Below are 22,874 nucleotides of genomic sequence, written 5' to 3' on the forward strand. Positions count from 1 at the left end.
CCCGCCCGGGCCGCCGCCCGCCCGGTCGGCACGGGCCGGCCGGCCCGTGCCGACCGGGCCGGAGCGGACGCCAGCAATGCCCGGATCGACGTCCACCACCACTACACCGCTCCCGCCTGGCGCACCTGGGCGACCGCCCAGGAACTCGTCGACCCGGCGCAACTGCCCTGGTGGACCGCGTGGGATCTGGACGAGACCCTGACCGTGATGGACGCGGCCGGCATCGCCACTGCCGTCGTCAGCCTCGCCATGCCCGTCCGGGGCTTTCGCGACCGGGCCCAACTGCGTCAGAGCACCACGGTCGCCCTGGAGGCCGTCACCGAACTGACGCGGACCCACCCCGACCGGTTCGCCTTCTTCGCCCCGCTCTTCCCCGACGACCTGGAGACCTCCCGCTGGTCGCTCGCCCGGGGCCTGGACGAACTCGGCGCGGTCGGCGTCCAGATGCGGGCGAACACCCGCGGCGTCTACCTCGGCGACGCCTCCCACGACCGGCTCCTGGCGGAGCTGAACGAGCGCTCCGCCGTGATCAACACCCATCCGCACGAACTGCCGGGCACCGACCCCGGCCACCACGCCGTGCCGGGCGTGCCCGCCTTCTTCTGCGACTTCCCCCTGGACACCACGCGCGCCGCGGTCAACCTGATCCTCAACGGAACCCTGGACCGGTACCCCAACCTGTCCTTCATCCTGCCGCACGGCGGGGGATTCCTGCCCTTCATCGCCGATCGCATGGCGGCCTTCGCCGGCTTCCTGACCCCCGAGATCGACGGCGCGCGCGTGCGGGACTACCTCCACCGCTTCTACTTCGACACGGCGGCGCCGATGGGCGCGGCGTCCGCGGCTGCGCTGCTCGCCACCGCGGACCCCGGCCGCATCCTGTACGGCAGCGACTGGCCGGCCACCCCCGCCGGCACCGTCAGCGACATCGCCGCACCCGCGCTCGACCGGGAGAGCGGACTGAGCACCTTGCAGCGGCGGCGCGTCAACCGGGAGAACGCCCTGCGCCTGATGCCGGCCCTGGGGGGCCGCGCCGTGCGCTGACGGCCCGTGCGTCAGCGGTCCGGGCGCGGGGGAGCGGCCGGGGGCGGGCCCAGCGTGGTCGTCCCCGGGGCGGCCCGGTGGCCCAACCCCGTGCGGTACGCGTCCATCGCCGCCTCCGTGCGCCCCGTGCGGCGCAGCAGATCTCCCAGGAGCCGGCAGAGGTCGGCCAGGTCACCGCTGGCGCCGCTGCGCTCCAAGAACGCCAGCGCCTGCACGTAGTGCTTCTCGGCCTCCTCCGCGTCGTCGCGCTCCTCGGCGATCAGACCGAGCAGCCGGTGCGCGCCGCCGGCGTGCACCGCGCCGTGCCGGTCGCCCAGCCGCAACAGGGTCGCCGCGACCTCGGCCGCCTGGTCGAAGCGGCCCAGCCGGCGCAGCACGTCCGCCAACTCCACCTCCACCTGCGCGGTGTACAAGGTGGCCCGGCGGGCGGTCAGCATGTCCCGGGCCGTGCGCAACTCCCTTTCTGCAATGTCGAGTTCGCCGTTCTGGGCGTGGACGTACCCACGCATCCAGTGGCAGTGCGCCAAGTCCGTGCCCAGGCGCAGTTGACGGTAGATCGTCTGGGCCTCGGCGAGTGAGGCGTCCGCGTCCGCCGTGCGCCCCTCGGCGAGGAAGGTGCGGGCCACCTGGCGGTGCATCCCCGCCACCAGCGCCGGATCGCTGACCCGGGGCGCCAGCGCCAGGGCGACCTCGGCGGCGTGCGCGGCCCGTGCGTGCGCACCCATGTCGATGTACGGCCCGATGACCGCCGCGTACAACAGGACGAGCGCCTCCGGATCGGCCAGTCCGCTGGTGCTGAGCCCGTCGATCGCCGACTCCAGCAGATAGCAGGCGTACCGCAGTTCGCCGGCGAGCAGATGCGCCACGGCCCGGCCGCGGACCGCCCGGGCGCGCTTGGGCAGCGGGGCGTCCGCGAGTAGCCGCTCGGCCTCCTCGAAGCGGTCCCGCGCGAGGTCGAGCTCCCCGGTCTCCAGGGCGCAGTCGCCGAGGCCGAGCAGCGCCTCGGCCCGCTCGGGGCCGAGGTCCAGCGCTTCGGCCTCGGCCAGTAGCCGGTCGAAGCAGACGGCTGCCTCGGCGGCGGAGCCGGTGGCCAACTCCCGCTGGGCGTCGGTGAGGGCGTACCGCAATTCGGTGGCCAGCCGGGCGGGGCGGCCGGTGGTCAGCTCCTCGACCGACGTGTCGAGCCGCTCGGCGAAGAAGCGCAGCGCCGTCTCGGAGGGGCGGACCTTGCCCGACTCGACCGTGGAGACGTACGCCGGGGTGTACGCCGGCTCCGAGAGCTGACGCTGGGTCATGCCCCGTTGTTTGCGCAGCCGGCGCACCCGGCGGCCGATGTCGGCCCGCGCCGTCGACCCGGCCCGCGCCGATGGCGCCGCCTGTTCGGCGTGCGCCGTCCGCCCTGCCTGGTCGGTGTGCTCGGCCTGCTCGGCCTGTTCCTTCATCGGGCCCCACTCCGCTCGGATGCCTCCGTGTGCCGGGCCCAGTATCGCGGGCTGCCGCTGCGACTTCGGGTCGGACCGACCATTGCGCCGCCGGGGCCCGCACCCCTAACTTAAGCACGCGTTTCACTGAAATTAACAAGATGCTTAACTCTTCCCGGGGAGGGGATCCCATGCGCCGTGCCGTGCGCAGGAGCACCGCGGCGACAGCCGTGGCCGCCGTCGTCACCGCCGTCGTCGCCGTCGCACCGGGGGGCGCGGCCGTCGCCGCCACGCCCCCCGACCGGCCCGTGGTGGAGGTCGAGGTACCCGGGCCCGAGCGCGGCTCCGCGGTCGGATCCGGCCACGTCCTCGTCCCGCAGAACGGCCGGGACCGGCCGCGGCCGAGGCTGTCGGCGGCCGAGAGCGCCGAGGACGGCCGGGTCACCAAGCTGGTGGACAACGGCGCCACCGACGACCGCCTCGACATCGTCGTGGTCGGCGACGGCTACACCGCAGCCGAGCTCCCGCAGTTCCACACCGACGCCAAGGAGATCTGGGCCCAGACCGCCGCCGTCGAGCCGTACACGACGTACGAGGGCATGTTCAACATATGGGCGGTCGACGCCGTGTCCAACGAATCCGGCGTCAGCGGCGACCCGGACCGGGCCACCGTCCGCGACACCGCAGTCGGCTCCTACTTCTGGTGCGGCGACATCGAGCGGCTGCTCTGCGTCGACCAGGTCAAGCTCGACCGGTACGTGGCCAAGGCGCCCGAGGCCGACCTGGTGATCGTCCTCGCCAACAGCACCAAGTACGGCGGTGCGGGCTACAACGAGCCGAGCCCGAGCCTCGGTTACGAGGGCATCGCCACCGCATCCGCCGGCAACGCCAAGTCCGGCCAGGTCGCCATCCACGAGACCGGCCACTCGCTCGGCAAGCTCGCCGACGAGTACTTCTACCCCGGCTACCCGGGCTACGAGCAGTACACCGGCCCCGAGCCCGGCGACAGCAACATCTCCACCCTCTCCGCCGCCGACATCGCCGCCCAGCGCGTCAAGTGGCACCGCTGGCTCGGCGAGACCTCGCCCGACGGGGGCGCGGTCGGCGCGTACGAAGGCGGCGGATACTTCGTCAAGGGCCTCAACCGGCCCACCGACAACTCGATGATGCGATCGGTCGACAAGCCGTTCAACCTGCCCGGCGTCGAAGCGATGATCGCCGGCTTCTACCGCCATGCGAAGCCGCTGACCGCCGTGACGCCCACCGAATCCCCGCTGCGCGTGCGGCACACCGCGAAGGCGGACGTCGTCAAGCTCGCGGGCCCGGGCACCCAGCAGCTCACGGTCCGTTGGTACGTGGACGGCAAGGAGGTGCGCCGCCTCGCGGGCCGCACCCAGGTCCGGGTCGCGGAGGTCGCCCGCTACTTGGTGGACCGCCGCACCCACACCCTGACCGTCACCGCCGAGGACCGCACCGCATCGGTGCGGGACCCGAAGGTCGCCGCCACCATGAAGTCGGCGCTCTCCTGGAAGGTCCGCCTCTGATCCCCGACCCGCGGCGAACGCGCGTGCACCGTCGACCGCGCGTTCGCACGAGCGGGTGAGGAAACCGCCACCGCTCGCCCACAGGGCGGGCGGTGGACCGTTTCCCCCTCCCGGGCCGCGCGGTTTCCGTACGGTGGAAGCGGTGGAAGGCGTCGTCACCGGGAGGGGCGCGTGGACGAGGAAGCACGTCGGCGCATGCTCGTCGAGGTCCAGGCCGAGCGGGAACGGCTGCTGCCGCTGCGCGCGGAGGCCACGCGCACGACGATCGCCATGGTCAGACAGAACACCGAGCAGCCCCCGGACCTGGTGCCGTACCTGAACCTCGCGTACCTCCTCGGCGTGCGGCGCACCCAGGGCGAGGACGCACTGATCGCCTTCGCCCTGTCCCTGGCGAACTGGGCGGTGGCCACGGTCGACGAGGTGGCCAGTTACACCGGACGCAGCGCCGAACAGGTCGTCGACCAGTACGAGACGGACATCATGGCCGCGCGCGCCGAGTCGCCGGAGCCCTGGAGTTGACTTGGAGCGCGCTCCAGCAGGCAGGCTCCCGTCCCGTAGCCCGTGAACACCGCGGGCACGGACGAGGGGACCCCCATGAAGTACCGCCAGATCGGCACCGACCCGGCGACCCGCCGCGAGGTCAGCGTGCTCAGCCTCGGCGCGATGCTGTTCGGCACCCGTACCGACGAGGAGACCGCCTTCGCGCTCCTCGACCGCTACGTGGCAGCGGGCGGCACGTTCGTCGACACCTCCAACAACTACGCGTACTGGATCCACGACACCCAGGGCGGCGAGAGCGAGCGGGTGCTCGGGCGCTGGCGCGCCAGCCGGGGCATCGACGACGAGGTCACCATCGCGACCAAGCTCGGCGCCCGCCCGCTCGCCCCCGGCACCGGATTCCGGGACAACCCCGAAGGGCTGTCCGCCGACACCATCCGGGCCAGTGCCGAAGCCAGCCGCGAACGCCTCGGCATGGACCGGCTGCCGCTGCTGTACGCCCACATACGGGACCCGAAGACGCCGCTGCGCGAGACCGTCGAAGGCTTCGCCGCACTCGTCGCCGAGGGCACCGTGGGCCTGCTCGGGGTCAGCAACCACTGGGCGTGGGAGGTGGAGCGCGCCCGGTCGATCGCCGCGGCCGGCGAACTGCCCGGCTTCGAAGTCCTCCAGTACCAGCACAGCTATCTGCGCCGCCGCGTCGACCGGCCCGACCCCTACTCTCCCGACGGGCCCTACGCCGTGGTCGGCGGTGACCTCCTCAGCTATCTGCGCCAGGAGCCCGCGCTCGCGATGGTCGCCTACACCCCGCTCCTCGGCGGCGCCTACGCCCGCGACGACCGCCCGTACGGGCCGGACTTCGACCACGGGGGCACCGAGCCGCGCCTGGCCGCGCTCACGGCGGTGGCGAAGGAGACCGGCGCCACCGTCAACCAGGTCGTGCTGTCCTGGCTGATCGGCGCCGAGATCCCGATCATCCCGCTGGTGGGCGCCTCCTCGGTGGCGCAACTCGACGAGAGCCTGGCCGCGGTCGACCTGGAGCTGACGCAGGAACAGCGCACCAGGCTCGACGAGGCGGGCTGACCGCCCGCGGCCCGTCCCCGAGGGTCAGTCCGCGAGCGGCAGTGCGCGGGTGAAGACGACCATCGTCCGGCCGCGCCCGTCGTAGTCGGGCACCGGGGTGCAGGCGAAGCCGAGGGAGCGGTGGAAGGCGATCGACCCGGTGTTGGCGGGGGAGGTGATCGCCTTCAGCGCGGTCGCCCCCTGCGCCTGCGCGGCCTTCGCGAACGCCCCGTACAGCCGCCGTCCGAGCCCCGTTCCCCGGGCGTCGTCGCGGGTGGCGACGAGATGGACGTACCCCGTGCCGGCGGGGGTGGTGAAGCCGAAGACGTAGCCGACGACCTCCCCGCCGGCCCGCGCCACCAGGCACGTCGGCCCGAACTCCTGCACCATCGCCAGCAGGTGCAGGGAGCGCATGTCGCGCTCGCCCCAGAAGCGGGGATGGTCGGCGAGCACCCGGTGGAAGTCGTCCGTCGTTGCCGCGTCCATGGTCACGTTCATGCACCGCATCCTCGCAAGCGCGGTGCCCGCAGGGCCATCGGCCCCCGCCCTGACGACCCCGCCCCCCGGCGCGGACATGATCTGTCCCACAGCGACTTGAATCTCACACCGGTGTGACGTCCTACCGTCCCCACCATGACGACCACCGAGCACACCGCGAGCAACAGCCACCGCACCTTCGCCATCGGCGGCGACCTCCCCGTACGGCGCATCGGCTTCGGCACGATGCGCCTCGCCGACGGCCCCGGCGCACCCACCGGTGCAAAAGCCCCCGTCTGGACCGCGCCCAGCGACCGACCAGCGGCGATCGCACTGCTGCGGCGCGCCGTGGAACTGGGCGTACGCCTCGTCGACACGGCCGATGCCTACGCCCTCGGCGCCGGCGAGGAACTGGTCGCCGAAGCCCTGCACCCCTACGGGGACGAGGTCGCCGTCGCCACCAAGGTCGGCGTACTGCGCCCCGGGCCCACCGAATGGGTGCCGCTCGGCCACCCGGCGTACCTGCGCCAGCAGGCCGAGTTGAGCCTGCGCCGGCTGCGCACCGACCGCATCGACCTGCTGCACCTGCACCGCATCGATCCCGCGTTCCCGCTCGCCGAGCAGATCGGCGCCCTGCGACGACTCCGGGAGGAGGGCAAGGTCCGGCACATCGGACTCTCCGAGGTGAGCGTGGAGCAACTCGTCGAAGCGGAGCGGATCGCCCCGATCGCGAGCGTGCAGAACCTGTACAACCTCGCGGCCCGCGACCACGAGGCGGTGGTGGACCACACGGCCGCCCGCGGCATCGCCTTCCTGCCGTTCTTCCCGATCGCGATGGGGGACCACGCCGGGGCGGACGGGCTGCTCGCCGCCGTGGCGAAGGACATCGGGGCGACGCCGTCCCAGACCGCGCTGGCCTGGCTGTTGCACCGTTCGCCCACGATGATCCCGATTCCCGGCACCTCTTCGCTCGCCCATCTGCGGGAGAACACCGAGGCCCTGGCCATCCGCCTGACCGACGAGCAGTTCACGCGGATAGCGAGGGCCACGGCGAATCCGGCTGCTCCGCAGTGACGTGCCGCCGTGCCCTACGGCAGCGGTGCGCCCTGCGGCGTCGCGGCCCGAGTGTGACGGGCCGCGGCGCGCGTCCGCCCGACGGCCAGGGCGGCGCCCGCCAGCACGAGGGCCGCCGTCACGAGCGCGGCGCTCGACCACGGCGCCGAGCGGTAGCCGAGACCGGTGCCGATGGCGGCCCCCGCCACGCCCGGTCCCAGCGCGGCGCCGACGTTCATCGCCGCCGTCGCGTACGCACCGCCCAGCGTGGGTGCCCCGGGCGCCTCGTATACGGACCGGGTGATCAGCGTGGCGCCGACCGCGAACGACAGCGTGCCCTGCACGAGCACCAGGAACAGCGCGACCGGGAGGCTTCCCGCGGTCAGTGCGAACAGCACCCAACCGGCCAACAGGGCGGCGCTGCCGGGCACCAGCAGGCGTAGCGGCCGGGAGTCCGCGAGTCGCCCGCTGAGGGTGACGCCGACGAACGACCCGATGCCGAAGAGCGCCAGCACCACGGGCACACCGCCGTCCGCGAGGCCGGCGACGTCCGTCATCACCGGAGCCAGGAAGGCGAAGGTGCCGAAGGTCGCCGCATTGACCAGCGCCCCCAGGGCGAGGGTGACCAGCAGCCGGGGCCTGCCCAGCTCCCGCAACTCCCGGCGGGCGCTGGGCTGTTCGGCTCGCAAGGATGCGGACGCTCCCGCGTCGACGGGCTCGGCCACCGGCGTCGTCGCGGGCACCGAACGCAGGATCGCGACCACGACCGGTACGCAGACCAGCGCCACGGCCCAGAACGCCGCCCGCCAGGACCAGACCTGGCCGAGGACCGCGCCGGCCGGGACGCCGGCGATGCAGGCGAGCGTGATGCCCGAGATCAGTACGGAGATCGCCCGCCCCTTGGCGTCGGGCCGCACCATCGAGGTGGCGGTCGCCATGCCCACGGCGAGGAAGCCGGCGTTGGCGAGGGCGCCGACGACGCGGGTGGCGAGGAGGACGGCGAAGCTGTCGGTGAGCGCACCGACGACGTGCACGGCCATGAAGACCAACAGGAAGACCAACAGCGCCCGACGGCGGGGCCAGCGCAGGCTGACCGCGGCCATCAACGGTGCGCCGATCACCATCCCGATGGCGAAGGCGCTGGTCAGGGCTCCGGTGCTGGCCACGGACACCCCGAGGTCCCGGGCGATGTCCGGCGCGATGCCGGAGAGCATGAATTCGGAGGTGCCCTGGGCGAAGACGGCCAGGGCGAGCAGATAGACGGCGGGTGGCACGAAGCACTCCACGGTGATGGCGGGGCGGCGGCAGCCGCGCCCGCCGGGACGGCACAAAGCGCCGCCGCACAGCGGGCGCGGCACGACCGCGCACCAGAAGAAAAGGGGGAGGGGAGGGCCGCGGCCGGGACGGCGGCGCGCGACGTCAGACGGCGCGTGGCGTCCTGGAGAAGGGCGGCCCGTACGACGGTGCTTCGGCGGCGGGTACGGCGCAGCGACGCGCGGGCCCGTCAAGAAGGAATCGGGCGGCGCGTCACGCGGTACGGCAAGAGGCCACCGGAAGACCGGTGGCTAGCGTCTTGACGCCTCGGGGCTGCTCACGGAGGCCACCTTAGAGAGGAGTGGACGGGCGCGTCCACCCGGTTCTCGACCGCCGCAGCCGGACCGCCGCCAGAACCTCGCACGGACCGGTCGAGGAAAGGTGTTGACGGACCACCCGTCGCCTTATACAGTGTATATCGAACTTGTTGCCGTCGATCGGAGTTGGACGTTGCTCGTCTGAGGTCTCGCGATACCGCACCTCGTGTGCCCGTGCGCATCCCCGCACGGATCCTCGCCGTACGCGACCTCGACGCCTTAGCCGTCCTCCCCGCCGCAGCAGGTCCCTCTCGGGCCTCTTCGTCCGGTTCTTCGGGAGCCCAGGTCGCCGCGCCGAGCGGTATCGCCCACGCGTTGCCCCCGTCCGTTCCCGAGCAACCGCGAGGCCGCCCATGTCTACTCACCCCACTTCCCGCACTTCCCTTCCTTCCGTCTCCGCCTCCACCGCCTCCATCGCCGTCACCGACCTGACGTACGCCTGGCCGGACGGTACCGCCGTCTTCGACGGGCTCCAGACCGCCTTCGGGACCGGTCGAACCGGACTCGTCGGCCTCAACGGATCGGGTAAGTCGACCTTGTTGAAGCTGATCGCGGGCCGGCTGCGGCCGGCCGCGGGCGCCGTCAAGGTGACGGGCGAGGTCGGCTACCTCCCGCAGGACGTCGCCCTCGACACCGCCCTGCGCATCGACGAGGTCCTCGGCATCGCCGAAACCCGGGCCGCGTTGCACGCCATCGAGGCGGGCGACGTCCGGGAGGAGCACTTCGAGGCCGTCGGCGACGACTGGGACGTCGAGGAGCGGGCACTCGCCGCGCTCGGCGGCCTCGGGCTCGCCGACATCGGCCTGGACCGCACCGTGGGCGAGGTCTCCGGCGGCGAGTCCGTGCTGCTGCGGCTGGCCGCGCTGCTGCTGCGTAGGCCCGACGTACTGCTGCTGGACGAGCCGACGAACAACCTCGACCTGCACGCGCGTCGGCGCCTGTACGCCGCGGTGGAGGGGTGGTCGTCGGTGCTGGTGGTCGTCAGCCACGACCGGGAGCTCTTGGACCGCGTCGACCAGATCGCCGATCTGCGCGGCGGCGGGATCACCTGGTACGGGGGCACGTTCTCCGCGTACGAGCAGGCGCTCGCCGCCGAGCAGGAGGCCGCCGAGCGGATGGTCCGCGTGGCGGAGTCGGACCTGCGCAAGCAGAAGCGCGAACTGGCCGACGCCCAGGTCAAGTTGGCCAGGCGCAAGCGCTACGGCCAGAAGATGTGGGACACCAAGCGCGAGCCCAAGGTCGTCATGGGCGAGCGCAAGCGCCAGGCCCAGGTCTCGGCCGCCAAGCACCGCATCATGCACGAGGAGCGGCTCGTCGAGGCGAAGGGCCGCCTCGACGAGGCGGTGGAGGCGGTACGCGACGACGACGAGGTCCGCGTCGACCTGCCGGGGACGGCCGTCCCCGCGGGGCGCACCGTGTTCACCCTGCGCGAGCTGCACCTGGCGTACGGAGCGCGCGTGGCGGGGGAGTTCACCCTGCGCGGACCCGAGCGGATCGCGTTGGTGGGACGCAACGGAGCCGGCAAGACCACGCTCCTGCGCACCCTCGTCGGCGAGCTCTCGCCGGTGGCCGGCGAAGCCGTCGCCCATGTGCCGCACCGCTTCCTGCCCCAGCGGCTCGACGTGCTCGACGACGGGCTGACGGTGGCCGAGAACGTGGCGCGGTTCGCCCCGCAGGCGACGAACAACCGCATCCGCGCCAGGTTGGCCCGCTTCCTCTTCAAGGGCGCGCGGGCCGATCAACTCGCCGGGACGCTGTCCGGCGGCGAACGCTTCCGGGCGGCCCTGGCCGCGCTGATGCTGGCCGAGCCCGCTCCGCAACTGCTGTTGCTGGACGAGCCGACCAACAACCTCGACATGGCCAGCGTGCGCCAGCTGACCGAGGCGCTCGCGTCGTACGAAGGGGCGCTCGTGGTCGCCAGCCACGACCTGCCGTTCCTGCGGTCCATCGGGATCACGCGCTGGCTGCTGATGGACGGGCCCCTGCGCGACACCACCGCGGAGGAGGTGGCGGACGCCGTGATGGAGCGGTGATCCGCCCGGCCCCCCGGCCCGCCCGGCCCCCCGGCCCGCCCGGCCCCCCCGGCCCGCCCGGGCGCAAAGGGGCCGGGCCCCGGACGAAAGCGTCCGGGGCCCGGCTTCTTCATGTGGCGTGGACCGTCGGCGCAGGTCCACCGGTACGGGACTACGAGAGGTTGTCTCCCCAGCCGCCCTGCAGCATCGTCTGGAAGACCCACTTGCCGTTCTGTTTGATCAGGACGTCGGCGTAGCGGAGCTGCTGGGTGACGTCGCCCGCCGTCATCGTCGAGTCGGTGAACACGATGACCATCGCGGAGCTCAGGAAGACGGGGGTGCGGACCGAGTCGAAGGTGATGTCATCGGAACCCTCGCCCATCACGTGCGTCATGGTCTCGACGAACTGCCTGCGGTCCCACTGGGCGCTGGCGCCCTCGCCGGCGGCGTTGTCGCTGACGAGGTTCAGGGGGAAGACCGCGACGTCGGCCATCTTGTCGATGTCACGCCGCGCGGCAGCCGCGTCGTACTTTGCGAACCAGGCGTCGATGCTGGCGAGTTCGTCGGCGGTCGGGGTGTATCCGGCATCGGGCAGTTGGGGCACGCGCGCTCCTCACAGGACTGATCAAACTTGACTACCGAGAAGAGTATCTCCTTGCGATGGGCTAGTCAAACTTGATTAGGGGGTGGGTGATGGTAGGTGCATCCGTCCGGGCGATCTTGACCGGTGTCGGCGGCGGAGTTCAACCCGTGGCGGCCATCGGTCGGCGCCGCGCGGGCCGTATCGCCTGGTGATGGGCGAGCAACTAGGCTGGGAAGACCCGTTGATGACGAACGAGGGGACCGTGCGGTGCAGCGCTACGACCGGCTCAAGCAGATCCAACGCATGGACCCCGAGCGGGACTTCCACCGCATGTACCAACTCATCGCCACCCACGAGTTCCCCTGGGACTTCAGCCGCTCGCTGGAGCTGGCCCTCTTCCGCACCTACGCCGTCCCCAGCATCGGCGGGCTCCTGGCCCGTACCGCCGAGTTCGGCACGCGCGCCCAGAAGCGCTACGACGACACCGCCCTGCTGCTGGACGCCATCGTCGAGCACGGGTTCGACGACGAGCGGGGCCGCACCGCGATCCGGCGCATCAACCAGATGCACCGCAGCTACGACATCAGCAACGACGACATGCGCTACGTCCTGTGCACCTTCGTCGTGATGCCGAAGAGGTGGATCGACCGGTACGGCTGGCGCCGGCTCACCGACGTGGAGCTACGGGCCTGCGTCGGCTACTACCGCCACCTCGGCCGGCAGATGGGGATCCAGCAGGTCCCCGCCACCTTCGAGGAGTTCGAGGACTGCCTCGACTCCTACGAGGCCGAGCACTTCGGCTGGAACGAGGGCGGGCGCGCGGTCGCCGAGTCCACCCTGGCGCTGATGGCCTCCTGGTACCCCCGCCCCCTCGCGCCGGCCGTCCGCGCCGCGAGCGCCGCCCTGCTCGACGAGCCGCTGCGGCGCGCCTTCCGCTACCCGGAGCCCGCCCCCGCCCTGCGCGCCGCGGTCGACGGCGCCCTGCGGCTGCGGGGCCGGTTCGTCCGCCTCCTGCCGCCCCGGCGCACCCCGCACTTCGGCCGGCAGAACTGGGAGGTCAAGGGGTATCCGCAGGGCCATCGCCTCGCTGACCTCGGCACCTTCCCGGTGCCGGGCCTCAAGGGGTGCCCGGTGGACCACGGGGGGCGCCGGTCGGACGGACGCGGCGCCGTTCCCGTCGACGAAGCAGGGCCCGCGCGCTGACGCGAGCCCTGCCCGATACGGCCTACGTGTACGAGCCCGTCGGCTCAGCGGCCCCGGTAGGCGTCGTGGATGGTCTGCGTGACGGTGTTCCCCTCGACGTCCTCGGCCACGGCCTGGAAGGCGATGCCCTGCCCGGCCGCCGGGTTGGTGACGGAGATGGCGCCCTTGACCACGGGCACGTCGGTCCAGGTGCGGCCGTCGTCCAGGCTGGTGCGGACCGTGAGGGACTTCAGCCGCTTGCCCGCGGCGGAGCCCTCCACGACCACCGGGACCTTCATGGCGGCACCGGCCGGTGCGGTGGAGTCCAGGGCGAGTGCGGGCTCGAAGCGCACCGCGGACACGGGGAGGTCCACCGGTGCGCTGGTGCGCTTCGAGGTGAAGGTCCACTCGGCGCTGACCCTGGTGGAGGCCACGGTGTTGCGGTTGCGGGTGTACGTGGCGCTCAGTCGGTACTCCGCCTCGTCCGCCGGCACCGTGAACTCGTTCCAGCACAGGGGGGTCGTGGCCTGGTGGGTCTTGACCCCGTTGCGGTGCATCGCGATCGCGTAGGTGTCGGCGCGCAACTCCCCCCAACGGGCGCGGCCGTCCGCGTACAACGGCAGACAGCCGTGGATCACGTCGCCGTTGCGGGTGATCGCGCCTGAGCTGACCTGCGGGAGCCCGTCCTCCCAGGCCCCGACGGACGGCCCGAAGACCCCCACCCCCAGCCGGACCGTCTCGTCCCGGCCGGCGGCGTAGCGCTGGTATCCGCTGGCGAAGCTCGGCCCCCAGCCCGTCGGGCGCTGGTCCTCCATCGTCAGTTGCCAACGCACCCCGGCGGTGTTGACGTGCACGGTCGCCTTGCCGGGCAGCGGGACCGTCGCGGCGACCTGTCCGAAGGCGCGCCACCCGTTGTCGAACCGGACCCTGGCCTCCAGGGCGCCGGTGCCACCGGTCACGGGGCTGCCCAACTCCGCCGTGATGGTCGTGAGTTCGCTCTTCTTGACGTCCTTCTCGAAGCCCGTGGGAAGCGTGCGGCCCTTGACGAGGTGGGCCAGTTGGTAGCTCTCCCCGGGCCCCTTGGTCCAGACGCTGTTGAAGCCCTGACCCGTGACGCCCCGAGGGAGCGCCGGGCCCAGGTGCCCGATGCGGAACTTGTCGAAGGTGTCGTAGTACCAGTTGTCGCGGAACTCCTTGCCCTCGACGTCCGCGTACGTCAGCAACGACGCCATCTCGCTGGTGGCCGCGGGGTCGGGGGGAGTGATCCGCACCGGCTCGGTGACCCGGGCGTCCACGGTCACGGTGGTGTCCCGGTCGACGTTGAGATATGGCTGGTGGACCACGTCGGCGGGAGGCTGGGCCGCTCCGTCCAGCATGAAGGAGGTGAGGAAGTAACTCCCCTTGGGCACGCGCATCGTGTGGGTGTTGGCAAACCTGAAGTGGTCGAGGTCGTAGACCTTCTCACCGCCGAGTCCGGTGAGGCCCGCCATCAAGGTGTTGAAGCGCGGTGCCGGCTGACCGTTCCGTCCCACGTGCTTGACGGTCAGGTCGTACGACTCGACCTCGCGGTCCACCACGCCGAGGCTCCGGACGCTCTGGCCCCCGCCCGTTGCGGTGAGCACCGCCGTGTACAGGCCGTCGACGGCGCCGGCGCGGGTGTCGGCGGTGACGTCGACCGACGCGGTGCCGCCCGCCGGGACGGTGACCCGGTCGGCGGAGAGCCGGAAGAACCCGCTCGGCGCGGGCTTGCCGTCAGGCCCCTGGCCGGTGGCCTTCAGATCCAGCGCGACCGGTGCACTGCCGGCATTGCGGTAGGTCACCTTCTTCGTCACCGGCACGTCGTCGTGCCGCGGCCAGGACTGCCGTCCGAAGGAGAGGGTCGGAGTCTCCGCCACCACGGTCTTGCCGAGGGCCGCGGCGACGTCGAGTTGACCGTGCCCCTGCTCGAAGACCGGGTTGGGCGCGTCCTTCGCCGCCCCGGCGAGCACCCCCTTGAGCGCCCCCGCCTTCCAGGTCGGGTGCTTCTGCTTGAGCAGCGCCGCGGCGCCGGCCGCGTGTGCGGTCCCCATCGAGGTGCCGGTCCTGGAGGCGTACCCACCGCCCGGGGCGGCAGCCACGATGCCCTCGCCGGGCGCGACGAGGTCCGGCTTCATGCCCGCGTCCGTCAGGTTCGGCCCGCGGCCCGAGAACGCCGAGACGAAGTTGTACTCGTCGATCGAGCCCACGGTCAGGGCCTCTTCGACGGTGCCGGGGGTGGTGACGCTGGAATCGCCCTCGAATCCCGCGTTGCCCGCGGAGGTGACGAAGAGCGCGCCCGTGGACCGGGTGAGCCGGCTGACGGCCTCCTCGACCGGGTCCACGCCCGGGCCGTCCCGCCGCCCGAGGCTGAGGTTGACCACGTCGGCGCCCTGGGCCGTCGCCCACTCGATGCCCGCGACCACCGCGGAGGTGTCCGCGATGCCCGAGTCGTCGAGCACCTTGGCGTCGATGACGCCCGCCCCGTGCGCGATGCCCTTGCTGCGTCCCTGGGACGCCGCGCCCGTGCCCGCGGCGATGGAGGCGACGTGGGTGCCGTGGCCGTGGCGGTCGACCGCGTCCGGCGACGACGAGAAGTTGCGTTCGGCGAGCTGCCTGCCCGTCAGGTCGGGATGGGTCTCGTCCACGCCGGTGTCCAGGACGGCGATCTTCACGCCCCGGCCGTCGAACCCCGCCTGCCATGCGGCGGGCGCGCCGATCTGCACGGCGCTGCGCTCCAGCATCGAGCGGTACTTCGCGTCCAGCCAGACCTTCGCCACCCCCGGTGCGGAGACCCGGTCGGTCTTCGCGTCCGCGCCGGTCCCGGTGAGCGCGGCCCAGACCTTCGTCGCCGCGGCGGCGTCCTTCACCCGTACCGCCTGGGCATTGAGGACCGGTAGGTCGCGGCCGGCCTTCGCGGCTCCGACTGCTTGCGTCACCGCCGTCCTCGACGCCTTCGCCGCGCCCTCGTACCGCACGATCAGCCCGAGCCCGCCCGGGGACCGGTACTCCGGTCGGGACAGCTCCGTGACGTCGAAGAGCTGCTGGTCCAACCGACCTTCGGAGATCAGCCGTTGGGCGTCCAACGGGATGGCCAGGGTTCGATCGCCGCGCCGGGTGACATGGACGGGAACGTCCTTGCGGTCCGGTCCCCGATCGATCCGGACCACCTGACCGGAGCCGTCCACGACCACCGTGTCACCGGTGATCAGCACGACCTCGGTGGTGCGGCCCTCCGCGGCCGGCCGTGCGGACCCCTGCGCCGTGGCGCCGGTCCGGTCCTTGTGTGCGGCGGCGGCGCCCGGGCCGGTGAACCCGGCCACCATGGTCGCCGCCGCCACGACTAACGCAACGGTTCCTCTTCTTCCGTTTCTTCCGTGCTGCAAGACGCCTCCCCGAGAGAAGTTGGGAAAGAAGTCGTTCTGTGGTGAGGAGCGCTCGGCACGTTCGTCAGGTTCCCCGCATGTGCGTGATAGGGGAGCCGGTGTCAGCTCACTCGTCCGGGATCAGCCGGCGCGGACCCGCCCCCCGGGCGGCCAGGGCGTCCCCCGGATTGAGCACCCGGCACCGCTGCAACGACAGACAGCCGCAGCCGATGCACCCGGTGAGCTCCTGCTCAAGACGCTCGATCTCCCGCCGGCGCGCCTCCAGGTGCGCCGCCCACCGCCGGGAGATCCGCTCCCAGTCGCGCTTGCTCGGCATCCGGTGCTCGGGCAGCGTCTCGAAGACCTCCGCCAATTCCGCCAACGGGATGCCCAGCCGCTTGGCGGTCAGGATCAGCGAGAGCCGGCGCAGCACATGGCGTCGATAGCGGCGCTGGTTGCCCGCGGTGCGCTCCGCGGAGATCAACCCCTGCTCCTCGTAGAAGCGCACCGCGGAGGTCGCCACCCCCGCCCGGCGCGCCACTTCGCCCACGGTCATCAGATCACTCGGCCGACGGCTCACAACGGTCCCCTTGACTTCAAGTGAGGTTGAAGTTTTAGCGTAGCGTGCCGTGACTGCATCACCCACGCCACAGACCACGTCCGCGCCTGATCAGGACGGGTCGTCGACCCCTCAACCGCAGCCCGCCGCCCCCTCGGGCGGCTGGTCCGAACTGCTTTCGCGGCAGCACCTCGCGACCGTGCTGGTGCTCGCCGGCGGTGTCGCTCTGTACGCGATGAACCTGTACTTCACGGCCGCGCTCATGCCCTCGATCGTGTCCGACATCGGCGGCGCCCGGTACTACGCCTGGGTCGCCACGGGCTTCCTGATGGCGGCGGTCATCGCCTCGATGCTGGTCAGCAGGTGTCTGGCGAGCACGGGTGCCGCGCGGGCGTACGTCGTCGGCTTCCTCGTCTTCGGCGCCGGTGCCGCGCTCAACTCCCTCAGCCCCTCGATGGAGGTGCTGATCCTGGGGCGGGTGGTCCAGGGACTCGGCGGCGGTCTGCTGGCCGGCCTCGGGTACGCGGTGATCCGCGGCGCGCTACCGGACCGGCTGTGGGCCCGGGCCGCGGGCCTGATCTCCGCGATGTGGGGCGTGGGCACCCTCGTCGGGCCTGCGCTCGGCGGGCTGTTCGCCCAACTCGGGGCGTGGCGCTGGGCGTACGCGCTGCTGCTGGTGGCCGCAGTGCTCCTCGCCGTCCTCGCGTACCGCGTGCTGCCCCGCCACGGCGGCGGGGGCCGGGGCACGTCCCCGATCCCGCTGGCCTCGCTCGCGCTGCTCACCCTCGCCGCCGCGGCCTTCGGCGTCAGCTCCGCGGTCCCGCGGGGCTGGGCCACCGGCGCGAGCATCGCGGCCGGCGCCCTGCTGCTGGCGGGCTTCGTGCGGGTCGAGCGCCGCGGTGCCGCGACCGTCCTGCCGACCCTGGCCTACCAGCGCGGCAATGCGCTGAAGTGGGTGTACCTCACTGTGGCCGTGCTCTGCGCCGGGGTGATGGCCGAGACCTTCATCCCGCTCTTCGGACAGGAACTCGGCGGCCTCACCCCGCTCGCCGCCGGACTGCTCGGGGCCGCGCTGTCGGTCGGCTGGGTGGTCGCCCAACTCTTCAGCGTCGGCCTCGCGACGCCCGCGGCGCGCAGCCGGGCCATCCGCACCGGCCCCGTCCTGCTCACCGCCGGACTCGTCGCCTACGGGCTGCTCCAGGCCTCGTCCGCATCCGCCGCGCTCGTCGCGGTGTGGGCCGTGCTCCTCTTCGTCGCCGGCACCGGCATCGGACTCGCCTTCCCTCATCTGAGCGTGGCGGCGATGCGCAGCAGCACCGACGAGAACGAGGGCAGCAAGGCGGCAGCGGCGCTCAACACCACCCAGCTGATCGCCTACGCCGTGTGTTCGGCCCTCGCCGGCACCCTCGTCAGCCTCGGCGACGACTCCATGCTCGACTCCGCCCGCTACATGACGTTGGGCATCGCCGTCATCACCGCCCTGGGACTGATCACCGCGGTGCGCACCACGAAGGACGGCGCCCGGGAAGGGGCCCGGGAAGACGCCCGCGAAGACGTGCGCGGAGGCGCGCGCGACGGCTTGTAGCCGGTCGTTCGGGCAGCACCCCTCGTCCCTGCGAAGGGTGACCGGGCGAGGGGTGCATCTTTGTGTGTAGCAGCACGTCGTCCCCGGTCATGACGTACGGGGCGGGGAGCGCTTGGACGATGAAGGGGTGACTCAGACCCTGCCCCAGAAGCCCCCCTCGCACCTGGGCCGCTCGTCCGGTCGGCTGCCGCTGCTCGACGTGTTGCGCGGCGCCGCGATCCTCGGCACGTTGATGACCAACGTCTGGATCTTCACGAGCCCCGGTTCGGAGTGGGGCGTCCTGGAGGGCGTCACCGGAACGCCGTCCTTCGCGACCTTCCCCGAAGCCGTCGCCACCGTGCTGCGGCTGCTGGCCAACGGCAAGTTCCTGGCCCTGCTGACGGTGCTCTTCGGGGTGGGCCTGGCCATCCAGTACGCGTCCGCCGCCCGGCGCGGCGAACCCTGGCCGGGCCGCTACCGATGGCGGGCGCTGTTCCTGTTCGCCGAGGGCACCGTGCACTTCCTGCTGGTCTTCGCCTGGGACGTGCTGATGGGGTACGCGGTCACCGCACTGCTCGTGGCCTGGCTGCTCACCCGCTCCGAGCGCGCCCAGAACCGGGTCCTCTGGTGGACGGCCGCAGTGCACCTGACCTTCATGACGCTGCTGACCGCCGCGCTGGTGGCGGCGGGGCCGGCGGAGGCCACCTTGTCCGAGAAGGTGCGCGACCTGTACGCGCACGGCAGCTACGGCGAGCAGATCGCCTTCCGGTGGGAGAACGCCCTCGCGCTCCGGCTGGAGCCACTGCTCACCTTCCCGCTGCTCGTCTGCCTCTTCCTGCTGGGCGTACGGCTCTTCAGGGCCGGTGCCTTCGGCGACGACGCGACCGGACGGCGCATCCGGGCCCGGCTGTTGGCGTGGGGGCTCGGCATCGGACTGCCGTTGAGCGTGGGCGCCTCGCTCGCCGGGGCCGAGCTGTTCCTGCTGGACCGCTACGTCGGCGGCCCGTTGACCGCACTCGGCTACGTCGGTCTGATCGGTGTGCTGGTCGACCGCCTCAAGAGGTACGGCCCGTTGACGAACGGGCTGAGCGCCGTCGGCCGCACCGCGCTGTCCGGCTATGTCCTCCAGAACGTGCTGTGCATGCTCGTTGCGTACGGCATCGGGCTCGGTCTCGCCGAACGGCTCGGGGACGACTGGCACCCCTGGTGGGTGATCGGACTGTGGGCGACGGTGTGCGCGGTGCTGATGGTCGGCTCGACGTGGTGGCTGCGGCACTTCACGGCGGGCCCGCTGGAGTCCGTGCAGCGCTGGGCGCTGCGCCGCTGACCGGGACTGTCACAGGCGCGGTGCAGGATGGGCCCATGGAGGACGGGCCAGTGAACGAAGAAGTGATTCCGATCCTGCGGGTGGCCGACGCGGAGGCCGCCATCGAGTGGTACGCACGCCTGCGGTTCGCCCGGCAGTGGGAGCACCGCTTCGAGCCGGGCTTCCCGCTGTTCGTCGCGGTGGCCCGGGGCTCGATGCAGCTGTTCCTCTCGGAGCACGAGGGCGACGCCCGCCCGGACACCCTGATCTACCTCAAGGTCGCCGACCTCGACGACGTGGCCGCCGAGTTCGGCGTCGAGCCGCAGGCGCAGCCCTGGGGGCGCGTGCTGGAGCTCACCGACCCTGACGGGAACCGCCTCAGAATCGCCTCCGTCGACGGCTGACGGCTGACGGCTGACGGCTGACGGCTGACGGCTGACGGCTGACGGCTGACGGCTGACGGCTGGCACTCGTGGGGTCGGCGGCTGACCGTGCTGCCGTGCGGGGGCGGGAAGCGTTCGGTCAGGGGGCGATCGGCAGCTGTCGCTTGTGCTCGGTGAGTCGGTAGCGGTGGACGATGGCCGCGTGGGCGGCCTCATCGACCGGCCGGCCTTCGAGGAAGTCGTCGATGTGGTCGTAGGTGACGCCGAGCGCGTCCTCGTCTGGCTTGCCCGGGCTCAGTGTCTCCAGGTCCGCGGTCGGGACCTTGCCCACCAGCTCGTCGGGTGCGCCCAGGGCCTGTGCCACGGCCCGTACGCGCCGCTTGGTGAGCCCGGTGAGCGGTACGAGGTCGGCCGCGCCGTCGCCGAACTTGGTGAAGAAGCCGGAGACGGCCTCGGCTGCGTGGTCGGTGCCCACCACCAGGCCCTGGTGCGCGCCGGCGACCGCGTACTGGGCGACCATGCGCTGCCGGGCCTTGATGTTGCCGTGTACGAAGTCCTGGTGGTGCGCGTCGCCGAAGGCCGTGCCGGCGGCCAGCACCGTCTCCAGCGCTGCGTCGCTGGCGGGGCGCACGTCGACGGTGAGCACCTGATCGGCACGGACGAACTCCAGCGCCAGCTGCGCGTCCTTCTCGTCCGCCTGGACGCCGTACGGCAGTCGCATGGCGAAGAACGTCGCGTCCCGCCCGCTCGCCCTGACCCGTTCGACCGCGAGCTGGCACAGCCGGCCCGCGGTCGTGGAGTCCACGCCGCCGCTGATGCCGAGCACGAGGGAGCGCAGCCCCGTCGACACCAGCCGGTCGGCGAGGAAGGCCACCCGCCGCTCGATCTCCTGCTGCGCGTCGAAGGACGGGCGCACCTGGAGCTCCCGTGCGATGTCCAGCTGAAGGGATATGGGCGCCGGCTCGGTCACGGTTGCTCCTCGGTCGTGCCCGTGGGCAGGGACGGCCCGTGCCGTCGGAGGGCTGCCACGGGGGTGTGCAGGGGGACGGAAGCACTCTAAAGGAGCAGTGCGCGACCGCCTGCCGGCGGCGCACCGAAAATCGGACACCGTCGGTAATTAGCCATGATCATTCGGTTGCCGCCAGGCACTTTACTTGCCCTTGACCCGGTGGCAAGCTGACGGACACCTCGGCCCCCCACGGGAGAAACCTTCTCAACATCCCTTGCTCGCAAGGGAGTTGACTCCTGGGCTGATTTCATCGGAATCATTGAACCTGGATCGGAGTGCGAATGAACCGTCGTGTCCGTTGTGCGGCTTTTGTGGCGACTGTGGCGGCTGGTGTTGCCCTGACCTTGTCGAGCGGCACCGCCCACGCCCAGGAGCAGCAGCAGCCGGCCCCCCGCTCCGGGGGCCTGATCAACATCAACGGTCCGCTGATCTACAACACCGGGGACATCGACCTGCTGGAAGACGTCTTCGAGCACATCAGCATCCCGATCTTCGGGCAGGCCGTGCACCAGATGTACGACTGGGCCAAGTTCGAGGGCGGCCTCTTCGGCAAGAAGAAGTAGTCGGCGCACCGTCGGCGGACCGCTGTGCGCAGCGGTCCGCCGGACCGTCCCGATGCCGCGCGCAGCCCGAGCGGTCTGCCTTCGCCGGCCGGCCGAAACCGTCTGGACACCCCGGGGCGCGGCTTGATCGGATGGCACCATGACATCGTTTTGGACGGGTGAACGAGTGCGCTTGCGGGGCGTCGAGCCCGAGGACTGGGCCGCCTTCATGCGCTTCGACGCGCACTCCGGTCACCAGCGGACGGCGGACGCCCTCCATCCGCCCCGTTCGGCCGAGGGCTACCGAGCCTGGGCGAAGGAGGCGGCGACGGCCGCCCCCGACGGGGACGCGTTCCGAGTCGCCGTCGAAGCCGTCTCGACGGGGGAGTTGGTCGGCACCCTCAACACCCATGAGACCGATGCGCGCACCGGCCGCTTCGCCTACGGCATCGCGATCGGCGACGAGCACCAGCGCAAGGGTTACGCGAGCGAAGCCGCGGTGCTGCTGATGCGCTTCATGTTCGCCGAGCGGCGCTACCACAAGTGCGAAGTGCAGATCCACGCGTACAACGAGGCGTCGTTGGCGCTCCACCGTCGGCTGGGGTTCGTGGCGGAGGGGCGGTTGCGGGAGGCCGAGTTCGTCGCCGGCCGCTACTGCGACGTGGTGCTGATGGGCATCCTCGCTGACGAGTTCGCCGAACGCCACTCGCTGGGCGAGCCGTGACCGTGACGACGTCGCCCCTGTTCCCCCCGTCACCTGCGCCACCGCCGATGCCTTGAAGACACGCGTCCGTCGCGTCCGCCTGTCCGCCCGCCCGAATTCGGGTCAACACGCGTCGTCGCGACTCAGCACGACGAGTCACCCGGTGATAGATCCCGCCGTCTCCAGCCGGGTAGTTGAGTACGAGCACGGATGTCGTCGGGCTCCCGTGACGACAAGGTGGGGGCGCGCAGGGGCACCGCCCGTGCGCGCACGGAGCGAACTCGACCTTCTGGAGGCATGTCATGCGATGGTTAGCAAAGAGTGCGGCGGCCCTGTCGCTGGCCGGCGCCACACTCGTGGGCTCGGCGGGGGCAGCCTGGGCCTCCTGCGGCCAGGTGGACGAGGTCACGGCCTCGGCCGCCGCCTGCGCCACCGGATGGGGCAGCGGCACCAAGTCGGCCACCGAAACGGTCGCCGAGCCGCTGAAGAACATCAGAACCGGCCAGCACGCCTGCTATGACCGCATCGTCTTCGACGTCACCGGCGCCCCCGGCAAGGTCGGGTACCACGTCGGCTACGTGGACGCGTTCCACCAGGACGGCACCGGCGACCTGATCCCCGTCGCGGGCGGCGCGATCCTCCAGATCTACGTGAACGCCCCGAGCTACAACCCCTCGACGGGCCAGGCCGTGTACCCCGGGATCCCCGGGCAGAGCCTGCCGGGCGTGAACATCACCGGCTACCGGACCTTCAAGGACACCAAGTACGGCGCGAGTTTCGAAGGGCAGACCCAGGTGGGCATAGGCCTGCGCGCCAAACTGCCGTTCCGGGTCCAGCAGTCGGGCGACCAGGTGATCGTGGACGTGGCGCACACCTGGTAGCCGCGAGCGGCGCAGCACGGGCCCGCGGTGATGGGCCGCG

Annotated in this window: 20 protein-coding genes; 13 read left to right on the forward strand and 7 right to left on the reverse strand. The window is 71.9% G+C overall.

Annotated elements, in window-relative coordinates:
• Positions 1-84 precede the first annotated feature (84 nt).
• Complete coding sequence (locus tag ABZ842_RS26435) at positions 85-1,044, forward strand: amidohydrolase family protein (protein WP_361541884.1); 960 nt, start codon at positions 85-87, stop codon at positions 1,042-1,044.
• Between the two features lie 11 nt (positions 1,045-1,055).
• On the opposite strand, the gene ABZ842_RS26440 is transcribed toward ABZ842_RS26435, so the two are convergent.
• Complete coding sequence (locus tag ABZ842_RS26440; protein WP_361541887.1) at positions 1,056-2,339, reverse strand: helix-turn-helix transcriptional regulator; 1,284 nt, start codon at positions 2,337-2,339, stop codon at positions 1,056-1,058.
• Positions 2,340-2,656: 317 nt separating this feature from the next.
• Between ABZ842_RS26440 and ABZ842_RS26445 the strand changes: the two genes are divergently transcribed.
• The 3 genes from ABZ842_RS26445 to ABZ842_RS26455 all read left to right on the forward strand — a co-directional run bounded on the left by ABZ842_RS26445 (position 2,657) and on the right by ABZ842_RS26455 (position 5,590).
• Entirely contained in the window at positions 2,657-4,009 is a 1,353-nt protein-coding gene (locus ABZ842_RS26445) for a M64 family metallopeptidase (protein WP_361541537.1), read from the forward strand.
• Between the two features lie 171 nt (positions 4,010-4,180).
• Entirely contained in the window at positions 4,181-4,528 is a 348-nt protein-coding gene (locus ABZ842_RS26450; protein WP_361541540.1) for a hypothetical protein, read from the forward strand.
• A gap of 75 nt (positions 4,529-4,603) precedes the next feature.
• Positions 4,604-5,590, forward strand: a complete 987-nt coding sequence (locus tag ABZ842_RS26455; protein WP_361541543.1) for an aldo/keto reductase — start codon at positions 4,604-4,606, stop codon at positions 5,588-5,590.
• A gap of 24 nt (positions 5,591-5,614) precedes the next feature.
• Here the strand turns inward: ABZ842_RS26455 and ABZ842_RS26460 are convergent, their stop codons facing one another.
• Entirely contained in the window at positions 5,615-6,067 is a 453-nt protein-coding gene (locus tag ABZ842_RS26460; protein ID WP_361541546.1) for a GNAT family N-acetyltransferase, read from the reverse strand.
• A gap of 135 nt (positions 6,068-6,202) precedes the next feature.
• Here ABZ842_RS26460 and ABZ842_RS26465 point away from each other — a divergent pair, with 135 nt between their 5' ends.
• Positions 6,203-7,120 carry an aldo/keto reductase gene (locus ABZ842_RS26465; protein ID WP_361541549.1) on the forward strand — a complete coding sequence of 306 codons (918 nt, stop codon included), beginning with the start codon at positions 6,203-6,205 and terminating at the stop codon, positions 7,118-7,120.
• 14 nt (positions 7,121-7,134) lie between these two features.
• Here the strand turns inward: ABZ842_RS26465 and ABZ842_RS26470 are convergent, their stop codons facing one another.
• On the reverse strand, positions 7,135-8,373 hold the full coding sequence (locus ABZ842_RS26470; RefSeq protein ID WP_361541552.1) for a Cmx/CmrA family chloramphenicol efflux MFS transporter: 1,239 nt from the start codon (positions 8,371-8,373) through the stop codon (positions 7,135-7,137).
• A 710-nt stretch (positions 8,374-9,083) separates the two neighbouring features.
• Between ABZ842_RS26470 and ABZ842_RS26475 the strand changes: the two genes are divergently transcribed.
• Positions 9,084-10,763 (forward strand): ATP-binding cassette domain-containing protein, encoded by a 1,680-nt coding sequence (locus ABZ842_RS26475; RefSeq protein ID WP_361541555.1) that lies wholly within the window; start codon positions 9,084-9,086, stop codon positions 10,761-10,763.
• Positions 10,764-10,914: 151 nt separating this feature from the next.
• Here the strand turns inward: ABZ842_RS26475 and ABZ842_RS26480 are convergent, their stop codons facing one another.
• Positions 10,915-11,346: a nuclear transport factor 2 family protein gene (locus tag ABZ842_RS26480; RefSeq protein WP_361541558.1), complete on the reverse strand. Its 432-nt coding sequence runs from the start codon at positions 11,344-11,346 to the stop codon at positions 10,915-10,917.
• A gap of 246 nt (positions 11,347-11,592) precedes the next feature.
• On the opposite strand from ABZ842_RS26480, the gene ABZ842_RS26485 reads away from it, so the two are divergent.
• The gene (locus ABZ842_RS26485) at positions 11,593-12,528 is read left to right on the forward strand and encodes an oxygenase MpaB family protein (RefSeq protein ID WP_361541561.1); all 936 of its coding nucleotides are present in this window, start codon (positions 11,593-11,595) and stop codon (positions 12,526-12,528) included.
• Positions 12,529-12,572: 44 nt separating this feature from the next.
• Here ABZ842_RS26485 and ABZ842_RS26490 read toward each other — a convergent pair whose 3' ends face one another.
• Together ABZ842_RS26490 and soxR are read right to left on the reverse strand one after the other, a co-directional pair.
• Positions 12,573-15,863, reverse strand: coding sequence for a S8 family serine peptidase (locus ABZ842_RS26490; RefSeq protein WP_361541564.1), 3,291 nt, complete (start codon positions 15,861-15,863; stop codon positions 12,573-12,575).
• 151 nt (positions 15,864-16,014) lie between these two features.
• Positions 16,015-16,443: a redox-sensitive transcriptional activator SoxR gene (soxR, locus tag ABZ842_RS26495; protein WP_361541567.1), complete on the reverse strand. Its 429-nt coding sequence runs from the start codon at positions 16,441-16,443 to the stop codon at positions 16,015-16,017.
• Between the two features lie 73 nt (positions 16,444-16,516).
• Between soxR and ABZ842_RS26500 the strand changes: the two genes are divergently transcribed.
• The 3 genes from ABZ842_RS26500 to ABZ842_RS26510 all read left to right on the forward strand — a co-directional run bounded on the left by ABZ842_RS26500 (position 16,517) and on the right by ABZ842_RS26510 (position 19,720).
• Positions 16,517-18,031, forward strand: a complete 1,515-nt coding sequence (locus ABZ842_RS26500; protein ID WP_361541570.1) for an MFS transporter — start codon at positions 16,517-16,519, stop codon at positions 18,029-18,031.
• A 127-nt stretch (positions 18,032-18,158) separates the two neighbouring features.
• Positions 18,159-19,337, forward strand: coding sequence for a DUF418 domain-containing protein (locus ABZ842_RS26505; RefSeq protein ID WP_361541573.1), 1,179 nt, complete (start codon positions 18,159-18,161; stop codon positions 19,335-19,337).
• 50 nt (positions 19,338-19,387) lie between these two features.
• Positions 19,388-19,720, forward strand: a complete 333-nt coding sequence (locus ABZ842_RS26510; protein WP_361541576.1) for a glyoxalase superfamily protein — start codon at positions 19,388-19,390, stop codon at positions 19,718-19,720.
• A 118-nt stretch (positions 19,721-19,838) separates the two neighbouring features.
• On the opposite strand, the gene nadE is transcribed toward ABZ842_RS26510, so the two are convergent.
• On the reverse strand, positions 19,839-20,669 hold the full coding sequence (gene nadE / locus ABZ842_RS26515; protein WP_361541579.1) for an ammonia-dependent NAD(+) synthetase: 831 nt from the start codon (positions 20,667-20,669) through the stop codon (positions 19,839-19,841).
• Positions 20,670-21,052: 383 nt separating this feature from the next.
• On the opposite strand from nadE, the gene ABZ842_RS26520 reads away from it, so the two are divergent.
• The 3 genes from ABZ842_RS26520 (at position 21,053) to ABZ842_RS26530 (ending at position 22,834) form a co-directional block, all read left to right on the forward strand.
• Complete coding sequence (locus tag ABZ842_RS26520) at positions 21,053-21,271, forward strand: hypothetical protein (RefSeq protein WP_361541582.1); 219 nt, start codon at positions 21,053-21,055, stop codon at positions 21,269-21,271.
• 139 nt (positions 21,272-21,410) lie between these two features.
• Complete coding sequence (locus ABZ842_RS26525) at positions 21,411-21,974, forward strand: GNAT family protein (protein WP_361541585.1); 564 nt, start codon at positions 21,411-21,413, stop codon at positions 21,972-21,974.
• A 281-nt stretch (positions 21,975-22,255) separates the two neighbouring features.
• Positions 22,256-22,834, forward strand: coding sequence for a hypothetical protein (locus ABZ842_RS26530; protein ID WP_361541588.1), 579 nt, complete (start codon positions 22,256-22,258; stop codon positions 22,832-22,834).
• Positions 22,835-22,874 lie beyond the last annotated feature (40 nt).

Source organism: Streptomyces sp. NPDC047315 (assembly GCF_040643215.1).
Lineage (GTDB): Bacteria > Actinomycetota > Actinomycetes > Streptomycetales > Streptomycetaceae > Streptomyces.

Bases quoted from the DNA above. Each gene is read 5' to 3' on its own strand.
- ABZ842_RS26465 (WP_361541549.1), top strand. From the start codon at position 6,203: ATGACGACCACCGAGCACACCGCGAGCAACAGCCACCGCACCTTCGCC.
- ABZ842_RS26530 (WP_361541588.1), top strand. From the start codon at position 22,256: ATGCGATGGTTAGCAAAGAGTGCGGCGGCCCTGTCGCTGGCCGGCGCC.
- soxR (WP_361541567.1), bottom strand. From the start codon at position 16,443: ATGACCGTGGGCGAAGTGGCGCGCCGGGCGGGGGTGGCGACCTCCGCG.
- ABZ842_RS26475 (WP_361541555.1), top strand. From the start codon at position 9,084: ATGTCTACTCACCCCACTTCCCGCACTTCCCTTCCTTCCGTCTCCGCC.
- ABZ842_RS26445 (WP_361541537.1), top strand. From the start codon at position 2,657: ATGCGCCGTGCCGTGCGCAGGAGCACCGCGGCGACAGCCGTGGCCGCC.
- ABZ842_RS26525 (WP_361541585.1), top strand. From the start codon at position 21,411: ATGACATCGTTTTGGACGGGTGAACGAGTGCGCTTGCGGGGCGTCGAG.
- ABZ842_RS26460 (WP_361541546.1), bottom strand. From the start codon at position 6,067: ATGAACGTGACCATGGACGCGGCAACGACGGACGACTTCCACCGGGTG.
- ABZ842_RS26440 (WP_361541887.1), bottom strand. From the start codon at position 2,339: ATGACCCAGCGTCAGCTCTCGGAGCCGGCGTACACCCCGGCGTACGTC.
- ABZ842_RS26455 (WP_361541543.1), top strand. From the start codon at position 4,604: ATGAAGTACCGCCAGATCGGCACCGACCCGGCGACCCGCCGCGAGGTC.